The organism is Chitinophaga rupis, from assembly GCF_900109685.1.
In the GTDB taxonomy this organism is placed as follows: Bacteria; Bacteroidota; Bacteroidia; order Chitinophagales; family Chitinophagaceae; genus Chitinophaga; species Chitinophaga rupis.
This window is the reverse complement of record NZ_FOBB01000013.1, coordinates 133891-149690: the sequence shown is the minus strand read 5'-3', so window position 1 is coordinate 149690 and position 15800 is coordinate 133891. Positions and strand designations below refer to the sequence as shown.

The 15800-nt window shown below is 47.7% G+C and carries 11 protein-coding genes and 2 tRNA genes; 4 read left to right on the top strand and 9 right to left on the bottom strand.

Translation table 11 applies throughout. The annotated features are described in order from the left end of the window. Window positions 1-15: 15 nt before the first annotated feature. The 3 genes from BMZ54_RS31515 to BMZ54_RS31505 form a co-directional block, all read right to left on the bottom strand. Window positions 16-567, bottom strand: a complete 552-nt coding sequence (locus BMZ54_RS31515; RefSeq protein WP_089921099.1) for a lipocalin family protein — start codon at window positions 565-567, stop codon at window positions 16-18. Between the two features lie 181 nt (window positions 568-748). Continuing rightward, window positions 749-823, bottom strand: a tRNA-Val gene (locus BMZ54_RS31510). Window positions 824-1128: 305 nt separating this feature from the next. Then, on the bottom strand, window positions 1129-3696 hold the full coding sequence (locus BMZ54_RS31505; RefSeq protein ID WP_089921097.1) for a BamA/TamA family outer membrane protein: 2568 nt from the start codon (window positions 3694-3696) through the stop codon (window positions 1129-1131). Between the two features lie 289 nt (window positions 3697-3985). Between BMZ54_RS31505 and BMZ54_RS31500 the strand changes: the two genes are divergently transcribed. Continuing rightward, window positions 3986-4999: a hypothetical protein gene (locus tag BMZ54_RS31500; protein WP_089921095.1), complete on the top strand. Its 1014-nt coding sequence runs from the start codon at window positions 3986-3988 to the stop codon at window positions 4997-4999. A gap of 115 nt (window positions 5000-5114) precedes the next feature. On the opposite strand, the gene BMZ54_RS31495 is transcribed toward BMZ54_RS31500, so the two are convergent. From BMZ54_RS31495 to mtaB, 6 genes are all read right to left on the bottom strand, one after another. Then, window positions 5115-7823 carry an ATP-binding protein gene (locus BMZ54_RS31495; RefSeq protein ID WP_162277727.1) on the bottom strand — a complete coding sequence of 903 codons (2709 nt, stop codon included), beginning with the start codon at window positions 7821-7823 and terminating at the stop codon, window positions 5115-5117. A gap of 250 nt (window positions 7824-8073) precedes the next feature. Next, window positions 8074-8973, bottom strand: a complete 900-nt coding sequence (locus tag BMZ54_RS31490) for a hypothetical protein (protein WP_089921093.1) — start codon at window positions 8971-8973, stop codon at window positions 8074-8076. A 469-nt stretch (window positions 8974-9442) separates the two neighbouring features. Next, window positions 9443-9517, bottom strand: a tRNA-Val gene (locus BMZ54_RS31485). Between the two features lie 136 nt (window positions 9518-9653). After that, window positions 9654-10106 (bottom strand): RES family NAD+ phosphorylase, encoded by a 453-nt coding sequence (locus BMZ54_RS31480; protein WP_089921092.1) that lies wholly within the window; start codon window positions 10104-10106, stop codon window positions 9654-9656. Window positions 10107-10112: 6 nt separating this feature from the next. Then, window positions 10113-10529, bottom strand: coding sequence for a type II RES/Xre toxin-antitoxin system antitoxin (parS, locus tag BMZ54_RS31475; RefSeq protein WP_089921091.1), 417 nt, complete (start codon window positions 10527-10529; stop codon window positions 10113-10115). A gap of 93 nt (window positions 10530-10622) precedes the next feature. After that, window positions 10623-11900 (bottom strand): tRNA (N(6)-L-threonylcarbamoyladenosine(37)-C(2))-methylthiotransferase MtaB, encoded by a 1278-nt coding sequence (gene mtaB, locus BMZ54_RS31470; protein ID WP_089921090.1) that lies wholly within the window; start codon window positions 11898-11900, stop codon window positions 10623-10625. Between the two features lie 116 nt (window positions 11901-12016). On the opposite strand from mtaB, the gene BMZ54_RS31465 reads away from it, so the two are divergent. The 3 genes from BMZ54_RS31465 to priA all read left to right on the top strand — a co-directional run bounded on the left by BMZ54_RS31465 (window position 12017) and on the right by priA (window position 15799). After that, window positions 12017-12442 (top strand): DUF4258 domain-containing protein, encoded by a 426-nt coding sequence (locus BMZ54_RS31465; protein ID WP_089921089.1) that lies wholly within the window; start codon window positions 12017-12019, stop codon window positions 12440-12442. A gap of 134 nt (window positions 12443-12576) precedes the next feature. Then, window positions 12577-13350: a lysophospholipid acyltransferase family protein gene (locus tag BMZ54_RS31460; protein ID WP_089921087.1), complete on the top strand. Its 774-nt coding sequence runs from the start codon at window positions 12577-12579 to the stop codon at window positions 13348-13350. Window positions 13351-13354: 4 nt separating this feature from the next. Beyond that, complete coding sequence (gene priA / locus BMZ54_RS31455) at window positions 13355-15799, top strand: replication restart helicase PriA (protein WP_089921085.1); 2445 nt, start codon at window positions 13355-13357, stop codon at window positions 15797-15799. Window position 15800: the final 1 nt, after the last annotated feature.

Below are 15800 nucleotides of genomic sequence, written 5' to 3'. Positions count from 1 at the left end.
TACCCAATGAAGGTTTTACAGCCTTGTTTGATCCGTCCATACCAGCTGGTTGGTATCATAACCTAATGCCCTGGCTTGCTTCAGATAGTTTTCTTTTATTTCTTCGGGCATTGTTTTTTCCCTTGACAAAAGCCAGAGATATTTTAAATTATTGCCGGCAACCAGCGCATAGCGATATTCCGGATCTATTGCGATCACGTTATAACCTGCGTAGAACGGACCAAAGAAAGAAACTTTCAGCCTTCCTTCCGAAGGTGCTCCAGCCGGTTTAGCTTTACCAATGCTTTGTTTCCACTCCTGGTCTTTTACATTATATCCCCGGTTATCAACGCGAATGGTTTCATCATCAATTAAGGAATAGGTGGCTGTAACTTGGTTAAGCCCCTTTTCAAATTTAAAATCCATTCTGGCAATTTCATACCAGAGGCCCAGGTATTTTTTTGTGTCAAAAGGGGAGACCGCTTTTGCACCACGGGGTATTGACACACGGGATGAAAGGGTAAAAAAAGTGAATGCCGCTGCTGCACCTGCCGCCAACCCCAGCATTATATAAACTTTGTTTCTCATGGTTCATTATTTAGCTAACATATACAAAGTATTAAGGCAAAGGCAGATATTGACTAAATCAAACTTGATGCCGGGAGCTGGCAGGATAGTTGGAAGATTCCTCTGGCCTAAAGCCGGAGTGCCCTGAAACAATGTATAAATAAAAAAGCCCTGCTAATTGTAGCAAGGCTTTGTATTTGTGTGGGAGTTGACGGGTTCGAACCGCCGACCCTCTGCTTGTAAGGCAGATGCTCTGAACCAGCTGAGCTAAACTCCCAATATTTTTTATTCTTATCTCAGTTTGAGCCGACCCTTCCGATTGTATCGGAATGCTCTGAACCAGCTGAGCTAAACTCCCAATATTTTTTATTCTTATCTCAGTTTGAGCCGACCGACCCTTCCGATTGTATCGGAATGCTTTGAACCAGCTGAGCTAAACTCCCTTTTTTGTTACTTTTCGATCACTTTTTGTTCGATGGGATTGCAAAGATATACTTTTTCTGATAATTACAAATTTTTAGTAAAAAATTATGGCGGACCTGTCTTTAAAATAGCTGGCAAGCCACTGCCAGCGTGCATCTGTCAAAACCGGAACCCCGCAGAAAAATATGTTAACCTGCCTTCTTCCGACGCGCCTACAGACACCTGCACAATAAACAGTTCTGCCGGGATAATATAAATACCCCCGCCATAACCGTCATGCCATTTATCAGACTTTTCTCCCGGTTGCCATACACGTCCCACATCATTAAAACCGATCAATCCCACACTACCCGGTAACAGGTAAGAAGTAAAATCAAATAGTTTTAAGCGCAACTCCAGGTTGTGGTACACACCCGTTTTGCCGCTGAAGCGGTTGGTATGGAAGCCGCGCAGCATTTGCGCGCCGCCCAGCTGCATCAGCTGAAAATAAGCAGGATCGCCAAAGGTGGTACCGCCTGCAACACGGTTAGCCATCACCAATGTAGAATCGCCCAGCAGGCGTGTATAAAAACTAAATTCGGAAGTGAGCTTGCCGGAAGTAGGATGATCGCCATTGGTTTGCCGCAGGCCGCTGAGCACCGTGTTCCAGCTAAAACCTTTGTAAGGCGAGGTGGCGTTATTTCGGGTGTCCATCGTTATACCGGCTATCAGCCCGGCATACAGGCGGTCGTCAAAAACATGCTGATCCGGGAAAGCGGCATTATATACCCCCAGGAAACGGTGTGTATTATTGGCTTCCCGGCTGGTGTAAAACTGGCCGGCTATACCAGCGCTCACGGTGAAATATTTTCCCAGGTTACGGTATAATCTCACATCGCCATTAATCAGATCATAACGGTTACGGTAGTAGGAAATTTTTTCATCGCCTTCATTTACAAAAACAGATTCATTACCCAGTCCAAAGAAATTACCCAGGTTATGAGGGCCCCGGGAAAGCACATTAATGCGCAGGTCATTCTTGCCAATCAGGTGTTTATAGTCAGCCAGGTACTGCAAAATAAAAGACTGGCGGCCGGTAACATAACTGATGATCAGCTGATGCTGCTGTGCGTAAGGCTCTTTACGAAAGCCTTGTTTCTCAAACATCATATTAGCCCGTAGCATCAAACCCTGATCGGGATTGTATGTTGCAGAGAACAAGGGCCCCAGCCTGTCAAAGGTGAAGTTGCGCCGGTTGTAACTGTTAACCGTGCTGTCATTGGATGTTTTAACCCGGGCATTAATATGCGCTGGTATATAGTTGTCTTTATCCGCCCGATCATAAATGTATAACCGCCCTTTTTCCGGCATATGCTGTGCAACCAGGAAGGTATCCTTTCCACTGCCGCCTATCATACGGATCCGGATGGGCGATCTTTCATTGCCGGTAACGTTAAATACGTCCCTGCCATCCAGCCCGTATAAACGTATTTCATCTGTAACAGCAGGATCAAACACTCTTTTAAATAAAGTGTCTGAGGTGGTACCGTCCTTTTTTATTTTGCAGATGGTTACATCCACATAACCATCCGGTTGCTTACGGATGTCAAACAGCTCCTGCTTGTCAGATGCAGGAACATCTACATACCGGGAAATAAAACGGTAGTATTTCAGCGCTGTTTTTTCAAGTCCGTTCCTGCGGGCAATGAATGTTTTAATGAGCTTTTCCCCGGACAGTTTAACGATGGTATCCGGCATCCTGTGTATGGCTTCGCTGATCAGGCTATCGGTAAGGGTAGCCTGCACATAATGGATCTGCTGCTGCCAGTCGGCTTCGCTCAGGCCATTTAAAAAATAGCGGTCAAAAAAGCGTGCATTCAGGTTAAATCCATTTATATCCCGGATATTATCATGGTAGCCCTGGAACTTGGATTTTAACCATTGATGAGAAACGATCCAGGGAAAGATGCCGGTGGTATTATAATACACCATATCCCGGTCGCGGGGCAGGGGTGTATAGTCAGTGTTCTTCTTTTCTTTCTTTTTTGTCCAGCGCCACTGGTCTTCATGGCGGTCCCAGTCGCCCAGCAACATGTCCAGCAGGCGGGCCCTCAGCACTATTTGCTGATCCACATGCACATCATTATCATCCTCCAGCTTATGTTGCACTTTTTCCGTATTGTCGGTATCCTCTGCATCGGCGGGGGCTCTTTCTTCTATCAGGAAAACGGCATTGGCAAAATCTTTCCGGTATTCGCCCAGGGCGGGATCATCCGGTATATACACAATCTGTGGATTGGCATGTGGAATACCCAGTGCTGTAGCCAGGGGTGCTACGGTAAGGGAGGAGTAAGGATGCGAGGTTACCACCTGGTCCTGCAAAATATCTTTGGTGACAGTAGCTCTCAGGTTCTTGGGGAGCGCTCTTTCCGGGTACTTCTGAATGGTACGCAATACCCATTCCTGGCCGCTGGCATCGCGCAGGCGTAAAGACCTGGTTTGCAAACCGCCGCCTTGCTGTAAAATAGTAAGTCCTCCTTTTTCCTTTGAAAGGTAAAATACTTTTAAAGTAACAGGCGCCGCCCATAGCTTACGGTAGCTTTCGCCAAACAGCGCCCGGTGTAAGCCGCTCACGTTGTCATAGTTGGGAGCAATGGCTACCTGAATACTATCGCCGGCGGGCGTTTGCGCCTGCACTGTAACAGTAGCCAGTAAAGCCAGACTGGTAAAAATTTTACAAAAGCTCATTCGGTTGATTTCAGGGTGGTAACGGAAGGCGTACGCTCACATCAGATCTTAATCCGTCCAGGGCCTGAAGATAATAACAATGTTGGTGCCGTGCACATGCGTAGGGGAAAGATTTTGGGGAGGAGGGAGGGGGAAATAAAAAAAGCCTGGCTCATTGTAGCAAGGTTTTATGATGTGTAGTTGACGGAATGATCTTGTAATGCAACAAACTGGTAAGTATTTGCAACAAACGCGAAAGTGTTTTGCGGGCGGGTGGCGTTTATTTGCCGAACCTTAAAACATAACAGGAATGAAAACACTTCAAACCCCCTTTAAATTTAACAGGATGCAAAACCCCTTCCAAAGGCCCGTGCTTGCCGCCTTACTCATGTGTAGCTTATTAATTACGTTGTATGGTTGTGGCAAACCCACCGATACCCCTACCCCCCCGCCGGTAAATACCGCGGGCTGTGTTATTACAGGTGATGTTGATCAGGCGGTTGGATCCCGTGTATTTGAGTATGATGATAAAGGCTATCTTATAAAGATGACAGCCCCCAATTATTATTACGGGCCATTTGTTGAAACCATTACACCCACTAAAGTTGTTGACACGTACCCTACCCAATCGGTTAGCGGTGATGGCACTCATATCAGCGGCATAATTAACACTACCTATAAGTATACCGGCGGCAGCGGGAATATTTATGATGGTAATCCTCAATTTATGCATCAATTGTTTACTGCTTCAAACCCGCCATATGAATCAAAAACAGACTCGATGTTTCAGTTCTTATATGACGATGCAAAGAAACACCTGACTTCTGTTTTAATGCCCGGTGACGGTTCCCCCCACGACGTTGGTTTTACGCTTTTCAGATTTGAGCTCAATTTTACTTATGATGCCAATGACAACGTAACACAAGTAAAAATTGTATATGACTACCTGAGGAAGGTTTACGTCCCTCAAACTGATCAAACCCGTATCGATTACCTGAAGGTTTCTGATCAGTTGCTGAATATTACCTATGACGATAAGCCCTCCGCATATACAGCCATTTCAAAATATTGGAAGTTTATAGGTGGAGATTTTTATGGATTTACCGCGTATAACCTGGATAAGCTTCGTTTTTGGGCAGGCCGCTGTGCAATCCTGAGTAAAAATAACCCGGTTAAAATCACCGGAAAACTGAGAGAGAGCGCTGGACCGGCACTTGTGGACATTAACGCCGATCTTACCTATCAATACAACGAGAAGAATTACCCGGTTAGCATGGCAATTAATGGTACGGGCGTACAGGCTTTTACTTACAACTGCAAATAGGGCAGGTTAGCGCAAGTCCGGTATCAGGTAATGCGTGATGCCGGGCTTGCGCTAAATGACCATGTGTTTGGATACAGGCCATAGGTTATTAATGGGTAATAAGCAGGCGGTTGCGTCAGCTGTTTTTCACTTCACTTGGCGCATAGCCGAAATAATTCGAGAAACTGGTAGAGAAACTGGCGGGATTGCTGAAGCCAACCTTGTATGCTACCTCTGCCACCGTGGTTTCCCCGGCTTTTAGCAAATTCAGTGCGTGCTGAAGGCGTACCATACGAATCAGGTCGCCCGGTGCGTAACCGGTGGTGCTTTTAAGTTTACGGTGCAGCTGTGCCCTGCTCAGCCCAATCACATCGCAGAGCATATCCACGCCAAACAATTCGTTGTCCAGCTGCGCCGTTATAGCCTTCCGCACTTTTTCTACAAATGTCATTTCCTGCGATGGTAATGAACCGGCGGCAGGTTTCCACGCTTCCTCACGGCGGTAACGCTCCTGTAGCTGTATCCTGTTCCTGATCAGGCCATCTACAAGCGCCAGCAGCTCTGCTGGTTCAAAGGGTTTTGACAGGTAAGCGTCAGCACCTGCTTCCCATCCTTTTGTTCTGCTGCCGGCCGCATTCTTAGCAGTGAGCATGATTACAGGTATGTGGCTGGTTAGTTCCTGGTTTTTTATTTTACTGCAAACCGCATAGCCATCCATCACAGGCATCATAAGATCGGTGATGATCAGATCTGGTATATACTTTCCGGCAAGCCGGAGCCCCTCTTCGCCGTTCCGGGCAGTTAACGTCCGCAATCGTGTTCCTAATAGGGTAGCTATAAATTCCCGGAGTTGGTCATGGTCTTCTATGATAAGCAGAACGGGACTCTCGTCGGGCAAATTAGCTGTTTCATTTTGTTGGGCAGGTTCCGCACCTGCCTGCAAGGAGAAATTGACATCACCCGTAACTGCATTTAAATTTTTTGCCGGAAGTTTTACGTGTACAGTAGTGCCCACATGTTCAGTACTGTCGATATAGATGGTACCGCCAAGTAACTCAACGAGTTCCCTGGTTAATGCCAGGCCAATTCCGCTACCCTCGTTTGAACGTGTGTCCGAGACATCCGCCTGGTAAAAACGATCGAAAACATACGGCAGCTTATTTGCCGGGATGCCGGTGCCCCGGTCGGCGACCATAAAGATCAGATCTGTACGCTCCGCATCTTTTTCCACATCAGTAGTGACAATTATTTCTCCATGGGCCAGGCTAAACTTAATCGCGTTTGACACCAGGTTTCGGAGGATCATCGTTAACTTTCCTTCATCAACAATGCCGTGTAACTGGCTGAGCGGACTTTGTAATTTAAGGGTGACCTGCTTTTGCATGGCGATGTTGTTAAAGGGCAGCAATACCACGGTTGCTATTGCCAAGATATCGGCTTCAGCCATTGCAATTTCCATCTTGCCTTCTTCCAGTTTGCTCAGGTCAAGCAGCTGGTTGGTCAGTAGCAGCAGCTGCTGTGCATTCTGCATAATCAATTCGCCGTGCTGCCGGTCGGCCGCTGTCCCGGCTTTTTCTGCCAGCAGGCTGGCCGGCCCTATAATAAGGGATAAGGGTGTACGGAATTCATGGGTCAGGTTAATCATAAACCGCGATTTCAGTGCATCCATCTCCTGTAGTTTTTGGGCCTGGCTGCGAACCTCCAGGGTGCGCTCTATTACTGTTTTCTCCAGGCGCTCTGTCTGGCTCTCCAGTATTCTGTTTTTCTCTGCTTCCTGCGCAAGGTTCAGCGCCGATAATTCCTGAACCTCCCTCAGCCTGGTGCTCAGGTTGCGGTTAACATCAGCAAAGTCAAGGGCAAGATAAATGGAAAAGGAAACCGGGATAGCAAGCAGGCCGATACTCATCCATTGAGCGATCAGCTGATTATCGCCTTTCATTAATCCGAGCAGGTCGCTGCCTACGAGTAAATAGAAAAAGGTATTGATAAGCATACCCGCTCCGATCAGCCAGATCCTTGGCTTTCTGCTCCTCATGGCCCTGATCAGCGCAAAAAGGCCATTTGCGATCACAACTAAAAAGTAGCTGATCTCTAACAGGGAAAATAATGCCTGCATAGGGTTACGGTTCTGGAGAAAATAATCCAATAAGGTGAGGGCGCCCAATAAGGCTATAATTATTATACGCCGGCGCGGAAGGCGGTCATAGCTCATACCATACAAAAAAACGCCGGCAAAAAAGATGTCGAAAATGATTCCGGCTTCGAAAAGATCCGCTGTTATCCGCTGCACATGCAGATCGGCCGTACCAACCGTAAGATAACGCAGGTAAAGCACTGCAGCACTTGTAAACACGAAAAGACTGTAGTACAGGTTCAGCCGCTGCCGTGGATAAAAAGCGAACAGGGCCAGGTGAAGCAGCACTAAGGCTAACTGCGCGCCGATACTGGCCAATAAAAAGCTATTCATTTTTAGCGCATTGAGCGCACCGGCTGATAGCTGCCCGTAAGTGCCCACCCATAACTGGAAACCCTCGGCCTCCGGAAAAGGAGGCCGAGGGTTTACGTATCTGACTGTGAGCAGGTGCGGCCGATGATCCGTTATCATGAAAGGAACTACGCTAAATGGGGTACGGCCGGAACGGGTTGCTGCTCTTGTTTCGCCGATCCTGCCTGTGCCGCCTATCTTTTTTCCGTCGAGATAGAGCTCCGAAGCGCCGCTTTGAACTATCCGGAGCGCCAGCATACTGCCGGCCAGGTGCTCATCCACCTTGAACCACAATCTGAACCACCCGCTTCCGTTCCAGCCTATTGGCCGTCCGGTACTGCTGTACATGGTTTCTGCCATTGTCCAGGTACTGTCTGAAATCATGGGGTCACTATAATCCCTGCCATTCTCTATATGGAAACGCCAGGAAAGGTTATGCAGTGCAAACCCTTTTTCATGAGCTTTTAAACTGTCTGCCTGAAGCGTCGGAACGGCAGCCGTGGCGGAAAGGGGATATTCGCAAAGGAGTAACAGGCAGGGAAATGTTATATAAAACCACAGACGGGACATAACGTAAATTTAAATTTTCCGGCGCATCCGCGACCATACATTATTCATCAATGCGCTGAACGGCCCACAGCAGGTTGATACCCATAAAATAAAACATAACCAGGGGAATGGCAGGTATGGCGACCACGTAGCTCATCACCGAAAAAGGTACTGGTGCTGAAGGGGGAATCAGGTTAACCAGGCAGGCACACAAGCTGACGGCAACATAACTACGCACAGCTACCGGTCTGAAGTGGCCAGCCCTGCCCAGTGATATGGCAAACATGGCACTGGCCAGGTAAATGAGCGAAACTCCGACAGTGTCTATCAGCAGGAACAGCTGCTGGAAGGCGCGGTACCAGTCCGGACGTTCCGCTGTGCTAAAATGCCGGAATGCCTCGGAAAGAAAACTACCCCAATAGGCCATGGTTATCACAAAAAGCGGCATGGCTAAGGTCATCAGGCCCAGGCCGATGGCCGAAAACACATTTTCCTGATACCGTAAGAACTTGTAAAGTAAGGCCGTGCCGAGATAGGCGGAAACACCTCCCAATATCAGCAGGCTGTACCGGGTATGCTGTTCCCCTACAAGGTCCAACCAGCCCTGAATGGTTTGCGGTGGGCGGCCCATGCCGGCAAAAACGGGGAAAATGATCCATGGGCTAATGAGCAGCAGCGTAGCACCGGTAATTATAGTGCCACCGGATAGCCGGTGTTTAAGTAACACCTGCAGCGCAGCGATCATCACCAGCGTATTGACCAGCCAGGCCGGGAGATACCATTGCCAGTTTACATGACCTACGCCAAAACCCAGCAGCATGACCAAAAAGGGCACCGAAACCAGGTAAAACAAGCTTGCTTTTTGTAGATTGTTTAGTTTAGGACGCCTATAAGCGTTACGCGCCGCGGCCATTTCAGTGCTGGCGGGTTGTTGCATTTCTTCGTTTATCATAATCAGCATAAATGATGTTGTTGATAATTGTCATAATTGTAACCAACCCATAAAACCCGGAATTGGATCCATGTTTTGATGTGATGGTGAATTGATGTGTAAAACAACATGATCTACGCCGGAAAAACTTTTGCGCGGGTTGCAATTGTGTTTGAATTTGTCTCATTTGAACAACGTGAGCCCTGACCGGTGTTGATCAAAGAAGATTCCGCGGCCTTTGACTATGGCATTCCGTGTCCAATGCCTTTTCAATTGTGTAAATGAATTTTCAAATGCGCCTGAGTATTGGATAGCCGGAGTGCGCTGAACCAATGTATAAATAAAAAAAGCCCTGCTAATTGTAGCAAGGCTTTGTATTTGTGTGGGAGTTGACGGGTTCGAACCGCCGACCCCTCCGGCCTAAAAGCCGGAGTGCTCTGAACAATCAATGTATAAATAAAAAAAGCCCTGCTAATTGTAGCAAGGCTTTGTATTTATGTGGGAGTTGACGGGTTCGAACCGCCGACCCTCTGCTTGTAAGGCAGATGCTCTGAACCAGCTGAGCTAAACTCCCAATATTTTAGAGAAGGGCTTCTGACCTAACAGCCAGAGTCTTTCAACTTTTTATTTTTATCTACAGTCAACCTTTTGTTTGACGGGATTGCAAAGGTAAAAACTATTTTTATTTTGCCAAATTTTTCCTGGCCTCTTTATTTTTCTTTAATACGGCTGTCAAATTCAAACGGCTCATTACCCAGGTATTTGATCTTGCTAAAATCCTTATGAGCAGGGTTTAATATATAATTCTGCTCTTCAGGTATAATTACAGAAGGTACCTGCAGTATAGCCGAAGTGCCGTCTTTTACCCATTCATCTCCTAGATTTTGCGTATAGGGCATGCTGGCAAAATTATACCAGTGTAAGGGCAATGCTTTTCTATCAATTACAGTGATCTTTAAATGATCGGGGATCTCAATTAACAGTGTTCTGAAATTGCCCTGCAATCCGCGGGAGCTCCGGTGCACCACATTTTCCAGGCAGGCCAGCGCCCTGGAACCGGCCGTATAGATCACCTTTATATCTTTGGAATTCCATCTGGCAGGGTTACCGGAGGCAAATAATCCATCGGCGTAAGCCGCCAGGGTTATCCTGTAAACGATCATAATAGATTAAGCAATGTCTCCGTATGCAATGCGGGTGAGTTCTTCTGCAATTAATTCAATACCGGTAATGGTATCCAGTAATTCTAAGGGTACCTGGTTCCCTAATCCAAAGGAGGGTAAGGCCATCCATTTATTAAACTCGTCAACGTTGCCAAATACCAGCGTGCCTTTATCGTACAAGGCAAACAGCTTCAGGAGCTTCTCGCTCACAGTAGCATCCAGCGGCGTGTTCTGCTCTTTGTATTTCGTAAAAGTTTTGATGGTTTTATTCAGTAATTGTTCTACCAGGTTGGCAGAAAATTGGGAGATCGTAATAAAGTCAAATACCGCTTCCGGTTTCAGACCCTTTTTAGCGCTTAATAACAATGTAATATCGTTATCAAAAGAAGGTTCATATTTAGCCAGCACATTTCCTGTTCTCATAATACTTAGATTGTAAGTAAATATACGGAAATATTTCCGGAGAAAATGGAAATATTTCTAAAGATGGGATAGAGTGGGCTGTATATCAATTAATTACCTCAATTCCCAATCCACCAATCCATTCACCCATTCCGCCCTATACGGCGTGGTCACTTTAATGTAATTATCCGTATACCCTTCCATCATGCCATCCTTCTGATGCTGTTCAAACAGCACTTTCCGGGTTTCGCCAATATGCTGTTCAGTGAAGTACTGCATCTTTTTATGGCTCAGGTTACGCAGCATTTTATTACGCTCATGCCGCAGCGCTACCGGTACTACCGGCGTAATGTCCAGGGCAGGCGTGTTGGCGCGTTCGGAGTAAGTGAATACGTGCAGGTAAGAAATATCGAGGTCGTGCAGGAAGTTATAGGTTTCCTGGAAATGTTCATTGCTTTCAGAAGGGAAGCCCACAATCACATCCACACCAATACAGCAGTGCGGCATAAACTGTTTGATGAGCGCTACTTTTTCTGCATACAGCTCACGGCGGTAGCGGCGGCGCATAAGGCCCAGTATGTGATTGCTGCCGCTTTGCAAAGGAATATGAAAGTGCGGCATGAACTTGCGGCTGTTGGCTACAAATTCAATGATCTCGTTGCTCAGCAGGTTAGGCTCTATAGAAGAAATGCGGTAACGTTCAATACCCTCCACTTCATCCAGCGCCTGTACCAGCTCGTAAAAAGTTTCTTCGCGTTTTTTACCGCCCTGCAGGCCTTTGCCAAAATCGCCCAGGTTTACACCGGTAAGCACAATTTCTTTTACACCATTGCCGGCCAGGGTCCGGGCATGTTCCAGCACATTTTCCACACTGTCGCTGCGGCTTTTGCCACGGGCCATGGGAATCGTACAAAAGGTGCAGGTATAGTCGCAGCCGTCCTGCACTTTCAGGAAAGTACGGGTACGGTCATGTAAAGAGTAAGAGGCATGAAAGGAGTTAACATCTTCAATATCACAGGAGCAAATGCGGGTGCTGTCGCCTTTGGTCAATGTTTTCAGGTGTTCGGTGATATTGAACTTTTCCGCAGCGCCCAGTACCAGGTCTACCCCTTCAATGGAGGCAATTTCCTGGGGCTTCAGCTGGGCGTAACAACCGGTAATTACTACCATGCTTTCCGGCGCGCGGCGCTGAATGCGCCTTACCAGCTGCCGGCATTCCTTATCCGCATTGTCGGTAACGGAGCAGGTGTTGATCACATATACATCAGCCAATCCGTCAAAATCCGTTTTCACAAAACCATCCTGTTCCAGTAACCTGCTCAGGGTAGAGGTTTCTGAAAAGTTCAGCTTACAGCCCAGGGTGTGAAAAGCCACTGTTTTTGCCTGTGTCATAAAGGAGGGCAAAGTTACGAACTTTTATCACTTGTTGTTTTAGCAGATTTTGGGGCAAAAACGGGAAAAAGCGTGTAAGTTTAATATATTGCTGACCTCATTACAATCCTGAATGCATGAAACCGGGGGCACTGCACAAATACTTCCCTGTACTGTTACTGGCCATTTTACTGGCCATTGCCTGGCGCTGGCAATGGTGGAGAAGTCCGCAAAAGCCCTCCACGGAAGGTCCGCCTATACCGGAAATGGTGGACGATGTCCCGGAGTTTGACCGTACCGCGCGCCTGGAATATACCGTACATGCCCGCTGCCGGATGGAGTGCCGCCATGTTACTGAAAAAGAGGTGCAGGAGATCATGGCCCAGGGCCGTATTGACCTGGCCAAATCCAACCTGCACGACCACCCTTGTCCCACCTATGCGCTGGAAGGCTACTCCCACGAAGGCCAGCATTTGCGTATTGTCTTTGCGCCCTGTGACGATGCCACCCGCGTTGTTACCTGCATTGACCTTGACAAACGCTGGACCTGTAATTGCGACTGAGATGGAGATAAACATTTACGAATGAGAGATATACGGTATTCGTAATTTGTAATTTGATAATTCGTAGTTGAGAATTGGTAATTGTTGCTTAATTTTCCGGTTTGGTGTTCACCTAAACAGGGATCCGTGTTTTTATGAAATTGTTGCTAAGACCAATACAGGTAATATATGTAGTATACGCGTTGTTGGTATGGCTGGGGATCATGTTCCTCATCCTCCCGTTTATTGCCCTGGCATCCCTGCTGGGAAAAATAAAAGGAGGTAATATCACTTTTTATTTCCTGCGCCTGTGGGCACATCTCTGGTTTCCACTGGTAGGTATATGGGTCCGTAAGATCCACCAGGATAATCATGAAAAGGGTACCTTCCTTTACGTGGTAAACCACCGTTCTTACCTGGATGCCTGTATTGCAGTAAAGGTGATGGGCTTACCTTTCCGCCCCCTGGGTAAAATTGAAATGAAAAAGATCCCCTTCTTTGGGTTCATTTATAAACAGTCGGTGGTGCTGGTAGACAGGTCCAGCGCAAAGGGTCGTTCCAACAGTGTGCGGGAAATGATGTATATGGTAAAGCAGAAAGTATCCGTGCTTATTTTCCCGGAAGGCACCACCAATGAAACGGATAAGCTGCTAACGCCTTTTCATAACGGCGCTTTTCGTATAGCCATTGAAACACAAACGCCTTTAAAGCCGGTGCTGTACCTTGACAGCGGTATCCGGTTCTCCAATAAAAAAATGCTGGATCTCTCACCAGGGCGCTGCAGGGTGTTATTCCTCCCATCCATCCCGGTGGACGGGCTTACCATGGAAGACATACCTGCGCTGAAAGACAAAGTATTTAATATCATGTACACAGCCCTGAAGGAGCACTCCCAGTACCAGGATTCGGTGCTGGAGAAGGCTATTTAGATCCATGAAATACGCAGATGTAATATTACCACTGGCCTTACCCAAAAATTATACGTACGCCATACCAGCCGGTATGGAAGATACCATACAGGCCGGCAGCCGTGTAGCCGTACAGCTGGGCCGCCAGAAAAAGTATGCCGGTATTGTAAAAGCAGTACATGGGCAGGCACCATTGGATTATAAAACCAAGCCGCTCCTGGACCTCCTGGATAAAGAACCTGTCGTATACCCGGCACAGTTATCCTTCTGGCAATGGATCGCATCTTATTACATGTGTACAGAAGGAGAGGTGCTGAACGCCGCCTTACCCGCCCATCTTAAACTTTCCAGCGAAACGATCTTATTATATAATGATGCCTTCGGCGATGATATGACCTCATTGGACGAAGATGAGTACCTGATAGCAGAAGCCCTGCTGATGCGCAAAGAGCTGCGTATTGGCGAAGTGCAGCTGATCCTGGATAAAGCCGATGTGTACAGCACCATTAAAAAGCTCATAGAAAAAAAGGTATGCCTGGTATTTGAAGAGCTGAAAGAAGCCTATAAAGAAAAGAAGGAAAATTACGTACAGCTGCACCCCGTTTATGAGCAGGAGGAGCAGCTGGCCGCCCTGTTCAATGAGCTGGGGCGTGCGCCCAAACAAATGGAGCTGCTGCTGGCTTACCTGCACCTGTTAAAAACACAGGGGGCGGTATTGCAAAGCGAGCTGCTGAAAAAATCCGGCGCCAGCGCAGCACAGCTGAAAGGGCTGGTAGATAAAAATATTGTGTGGATAGAAAAGCGGGTGGTAGACCGTGTGCCGGGCAGCAAAGCGGAATCCAATATAGATTTTACCCTCAGCCCTGCGCAGGAAGCTGCATTGCTGGCTGTGCGGCAAAGTTTTGAGCATAAGCCGGTAACCCTGCTGCATGGGGTAACTTCCAGCGGTAAAACGCAGATATATGTAAAGCTGATAGAAGAATGCATAGCCACCGGCAAACAGGTGCTGTACCTGTTACCGGAAATAGCGCTTACCGCGCAGATCATCCGGCGTTTGCAAAAACACTTTGGCAGTAAGATCGGCATTTACCATTCCCGCTTTAATAATAATGAAAGGGTAGAGATCTGGAACAAAGTAAAAAGCGGTGAGCTGCAGATAGTGCTGGGCGCCCGTTCCGGCATGCTGTTGCCGTTCCGGGATATAGGCCTGATCATACTGGATGAGGAGCATGACGCCTCTTACAAGCAGCAGGATCCCGCGCCCCGCTACCATGCCCGCGATGCAGCTATTTATTATGCCGGCTTGTTTGGGGCAAAGGTATTATTAGGCTCTGCCACGCCTTCACTGGAATCTTATTTTAATGCGCAGCAGGGCAAATATGGATTAGTGACCCTGGAAGAAAGGTTTGGCGGCATAGAAATGCCGTCTATTGAAATAGCCGACATCAAACAGCCCACTGCTGAAAAGCAAATGCTGCACAACTTTACACCCATGCTGGCCGATGCGGTTAAGCAAACCCTGGCCCTTGGCAAACAGGTGATCCTGTTCCAGAACCGGCGGGGGTATGCGCCTTTCCTGCTATGTACTACCTGTGGCTGGATACCGCATTGCAAGCAATGTGATGTATCGCTCACCTACCACCGCAACCAGGATAAGCTCCATTGCCATTACTGCGGTACGCAGTATCCTTACCTGTACACCTGTGCTGCCTGCGGCAGCCAAACGCTGATACCAAAAAGTTTTGGTACGGAAAAAATAGAGGAAGACCTGCAGCAGCTGTTCCCCGATGCCCGTATTGCCCGTATGGATGTGGATGCGGTGCGTAACAAGGACAGTCATAATAAAATGATCCAGCAGCTGGAGCAACAGCGTATAGACATACTCGTGGGTACGCAGATGGTGGTAAAAGGGCTGGACTTTGATAACGTGAGCCTGGTAGGCATTCTGAGCGCGGACAGTTTGCTGAGCTATCCCGATTTCCGGGTGAATGAACGGGCTTTTCAGCTGATGGAGCAGGTGAGCGGCCGTGCGGGCCGTAAAAAAGATCAGGGCCGGGTAGTGATACAGGCCAATAATACCCGTCACCCCGTTTTACAATATGTAAGCCTGCATGATTATAAGGCCATGTATGAGGCAGAGATCGTGGAGCGGCAGCGTTTTGGGTACCCGCCCTTTTTCCGTTTACTGAAAATTACCATCAAACATAAGAAGCAGCTGGTAGTGGAGCAGGCGGCGCAGATCCTGGGCAGCTGGCTTCAACCTCACCTGGGCGCACAGCTGGTAGGCCCTGCAGCTCCGCTGGTAAGCCGGGTACGTAATAATTATTTGCAGGAAATGCTGATCAAGCTGCCCCGCGATTCAAAAGCCATCGCCCAAACCAAACAGCTGTTACGGGAGTATTTTGTAAAGCTGCAGGCCGAGAAAAAATTCCGGTCGGTTATTATTACTCCGGATGTAGATTGTGTTTAAT

What these genes read in the sequence shown, in the direction of transcription:
- BMZ54_RS31500 (WP_089921095.1), top strand. Translation starts at nt 3,986, where the DNA reads ATGAAAACACTTCAAACCCCCTTTAAATTTAACAGGATGCAAAACCCC.
- BMZ54_RS31505 (WP_089921097.1), bottom strand. Translation starts at nt 3,696, where the DNA reads ATGAGCTTTTGTAAAATTTTTACCAGTCTGGCTTTACTGGCTACTGTT.
- mtaB (WP_089921090.1), bottom strand. Translation starts at nt 11,900, where the DNA reads ATGACACAGGCAAAAACAGTGGCTTTTCACACCCTGGGCTGTAAGCTG.
- priA (WP_089921085.1), top strand. Translation starts at nt 13,355, where the DNA reads ATGAAATACGCAGATGTAATATTACCACTGGCCTTACCCAAAAATTAT.
- BMZ54_RS31495 (WP_162277727.1), bottom strand. Translation starts at nt 7,823, where the DNA reads ATGGCAGAAACCATGTACAGCAGTACCGGACGGCCAATAGGCTGGAAC.
- BMZ54_RS31515 (WP_089921099.1), bottom strand. Translation starts at nt 567, where the DNA reads ATGAGAAACAAAGTTTATATAATGCTGGGGTTGGCGGCAGGTGCAGCA.
- BMZ54_RS31460 (WP_089921087.1), top strand. Translation starts at nt 12,577, where the DNA reads ATGAAATTGTTGCTAAGACCAATACAGGTAATATATGTAGTATACGCG.
- BMZ54_RS31465 (WP_089921089.1), top strand. Translation starts at nt 12,017, where the DNA reads ATGAAACCGGGGGCACTGCACAAATACTTCCCTGTACTGTTACTGGCC.
- BMZ54_RS31490 (WP_089921093.1), bottom strand. Translation starts at nt 8,973, where the DNA reads ATGCTGATTATGATAAACGAAGAAATGCAACAACCCGCCAGCACTGAA.
- parS (WP_089921091.1), bottom strand. Translation starts at nt 10,529, where the DNA reads ATGAGAACAGGAAATGTGCTGGCTAAATATGAACCTTCTTTTGATAAC.
- BMZ54_RS31480 (WP_089921092.1), bottom strand. Translation starts at nt 10,106, where the DNA reads ATGATCGTTTACAGGATAACCCTGGCGGCTTACGCCGATGGATTATTT.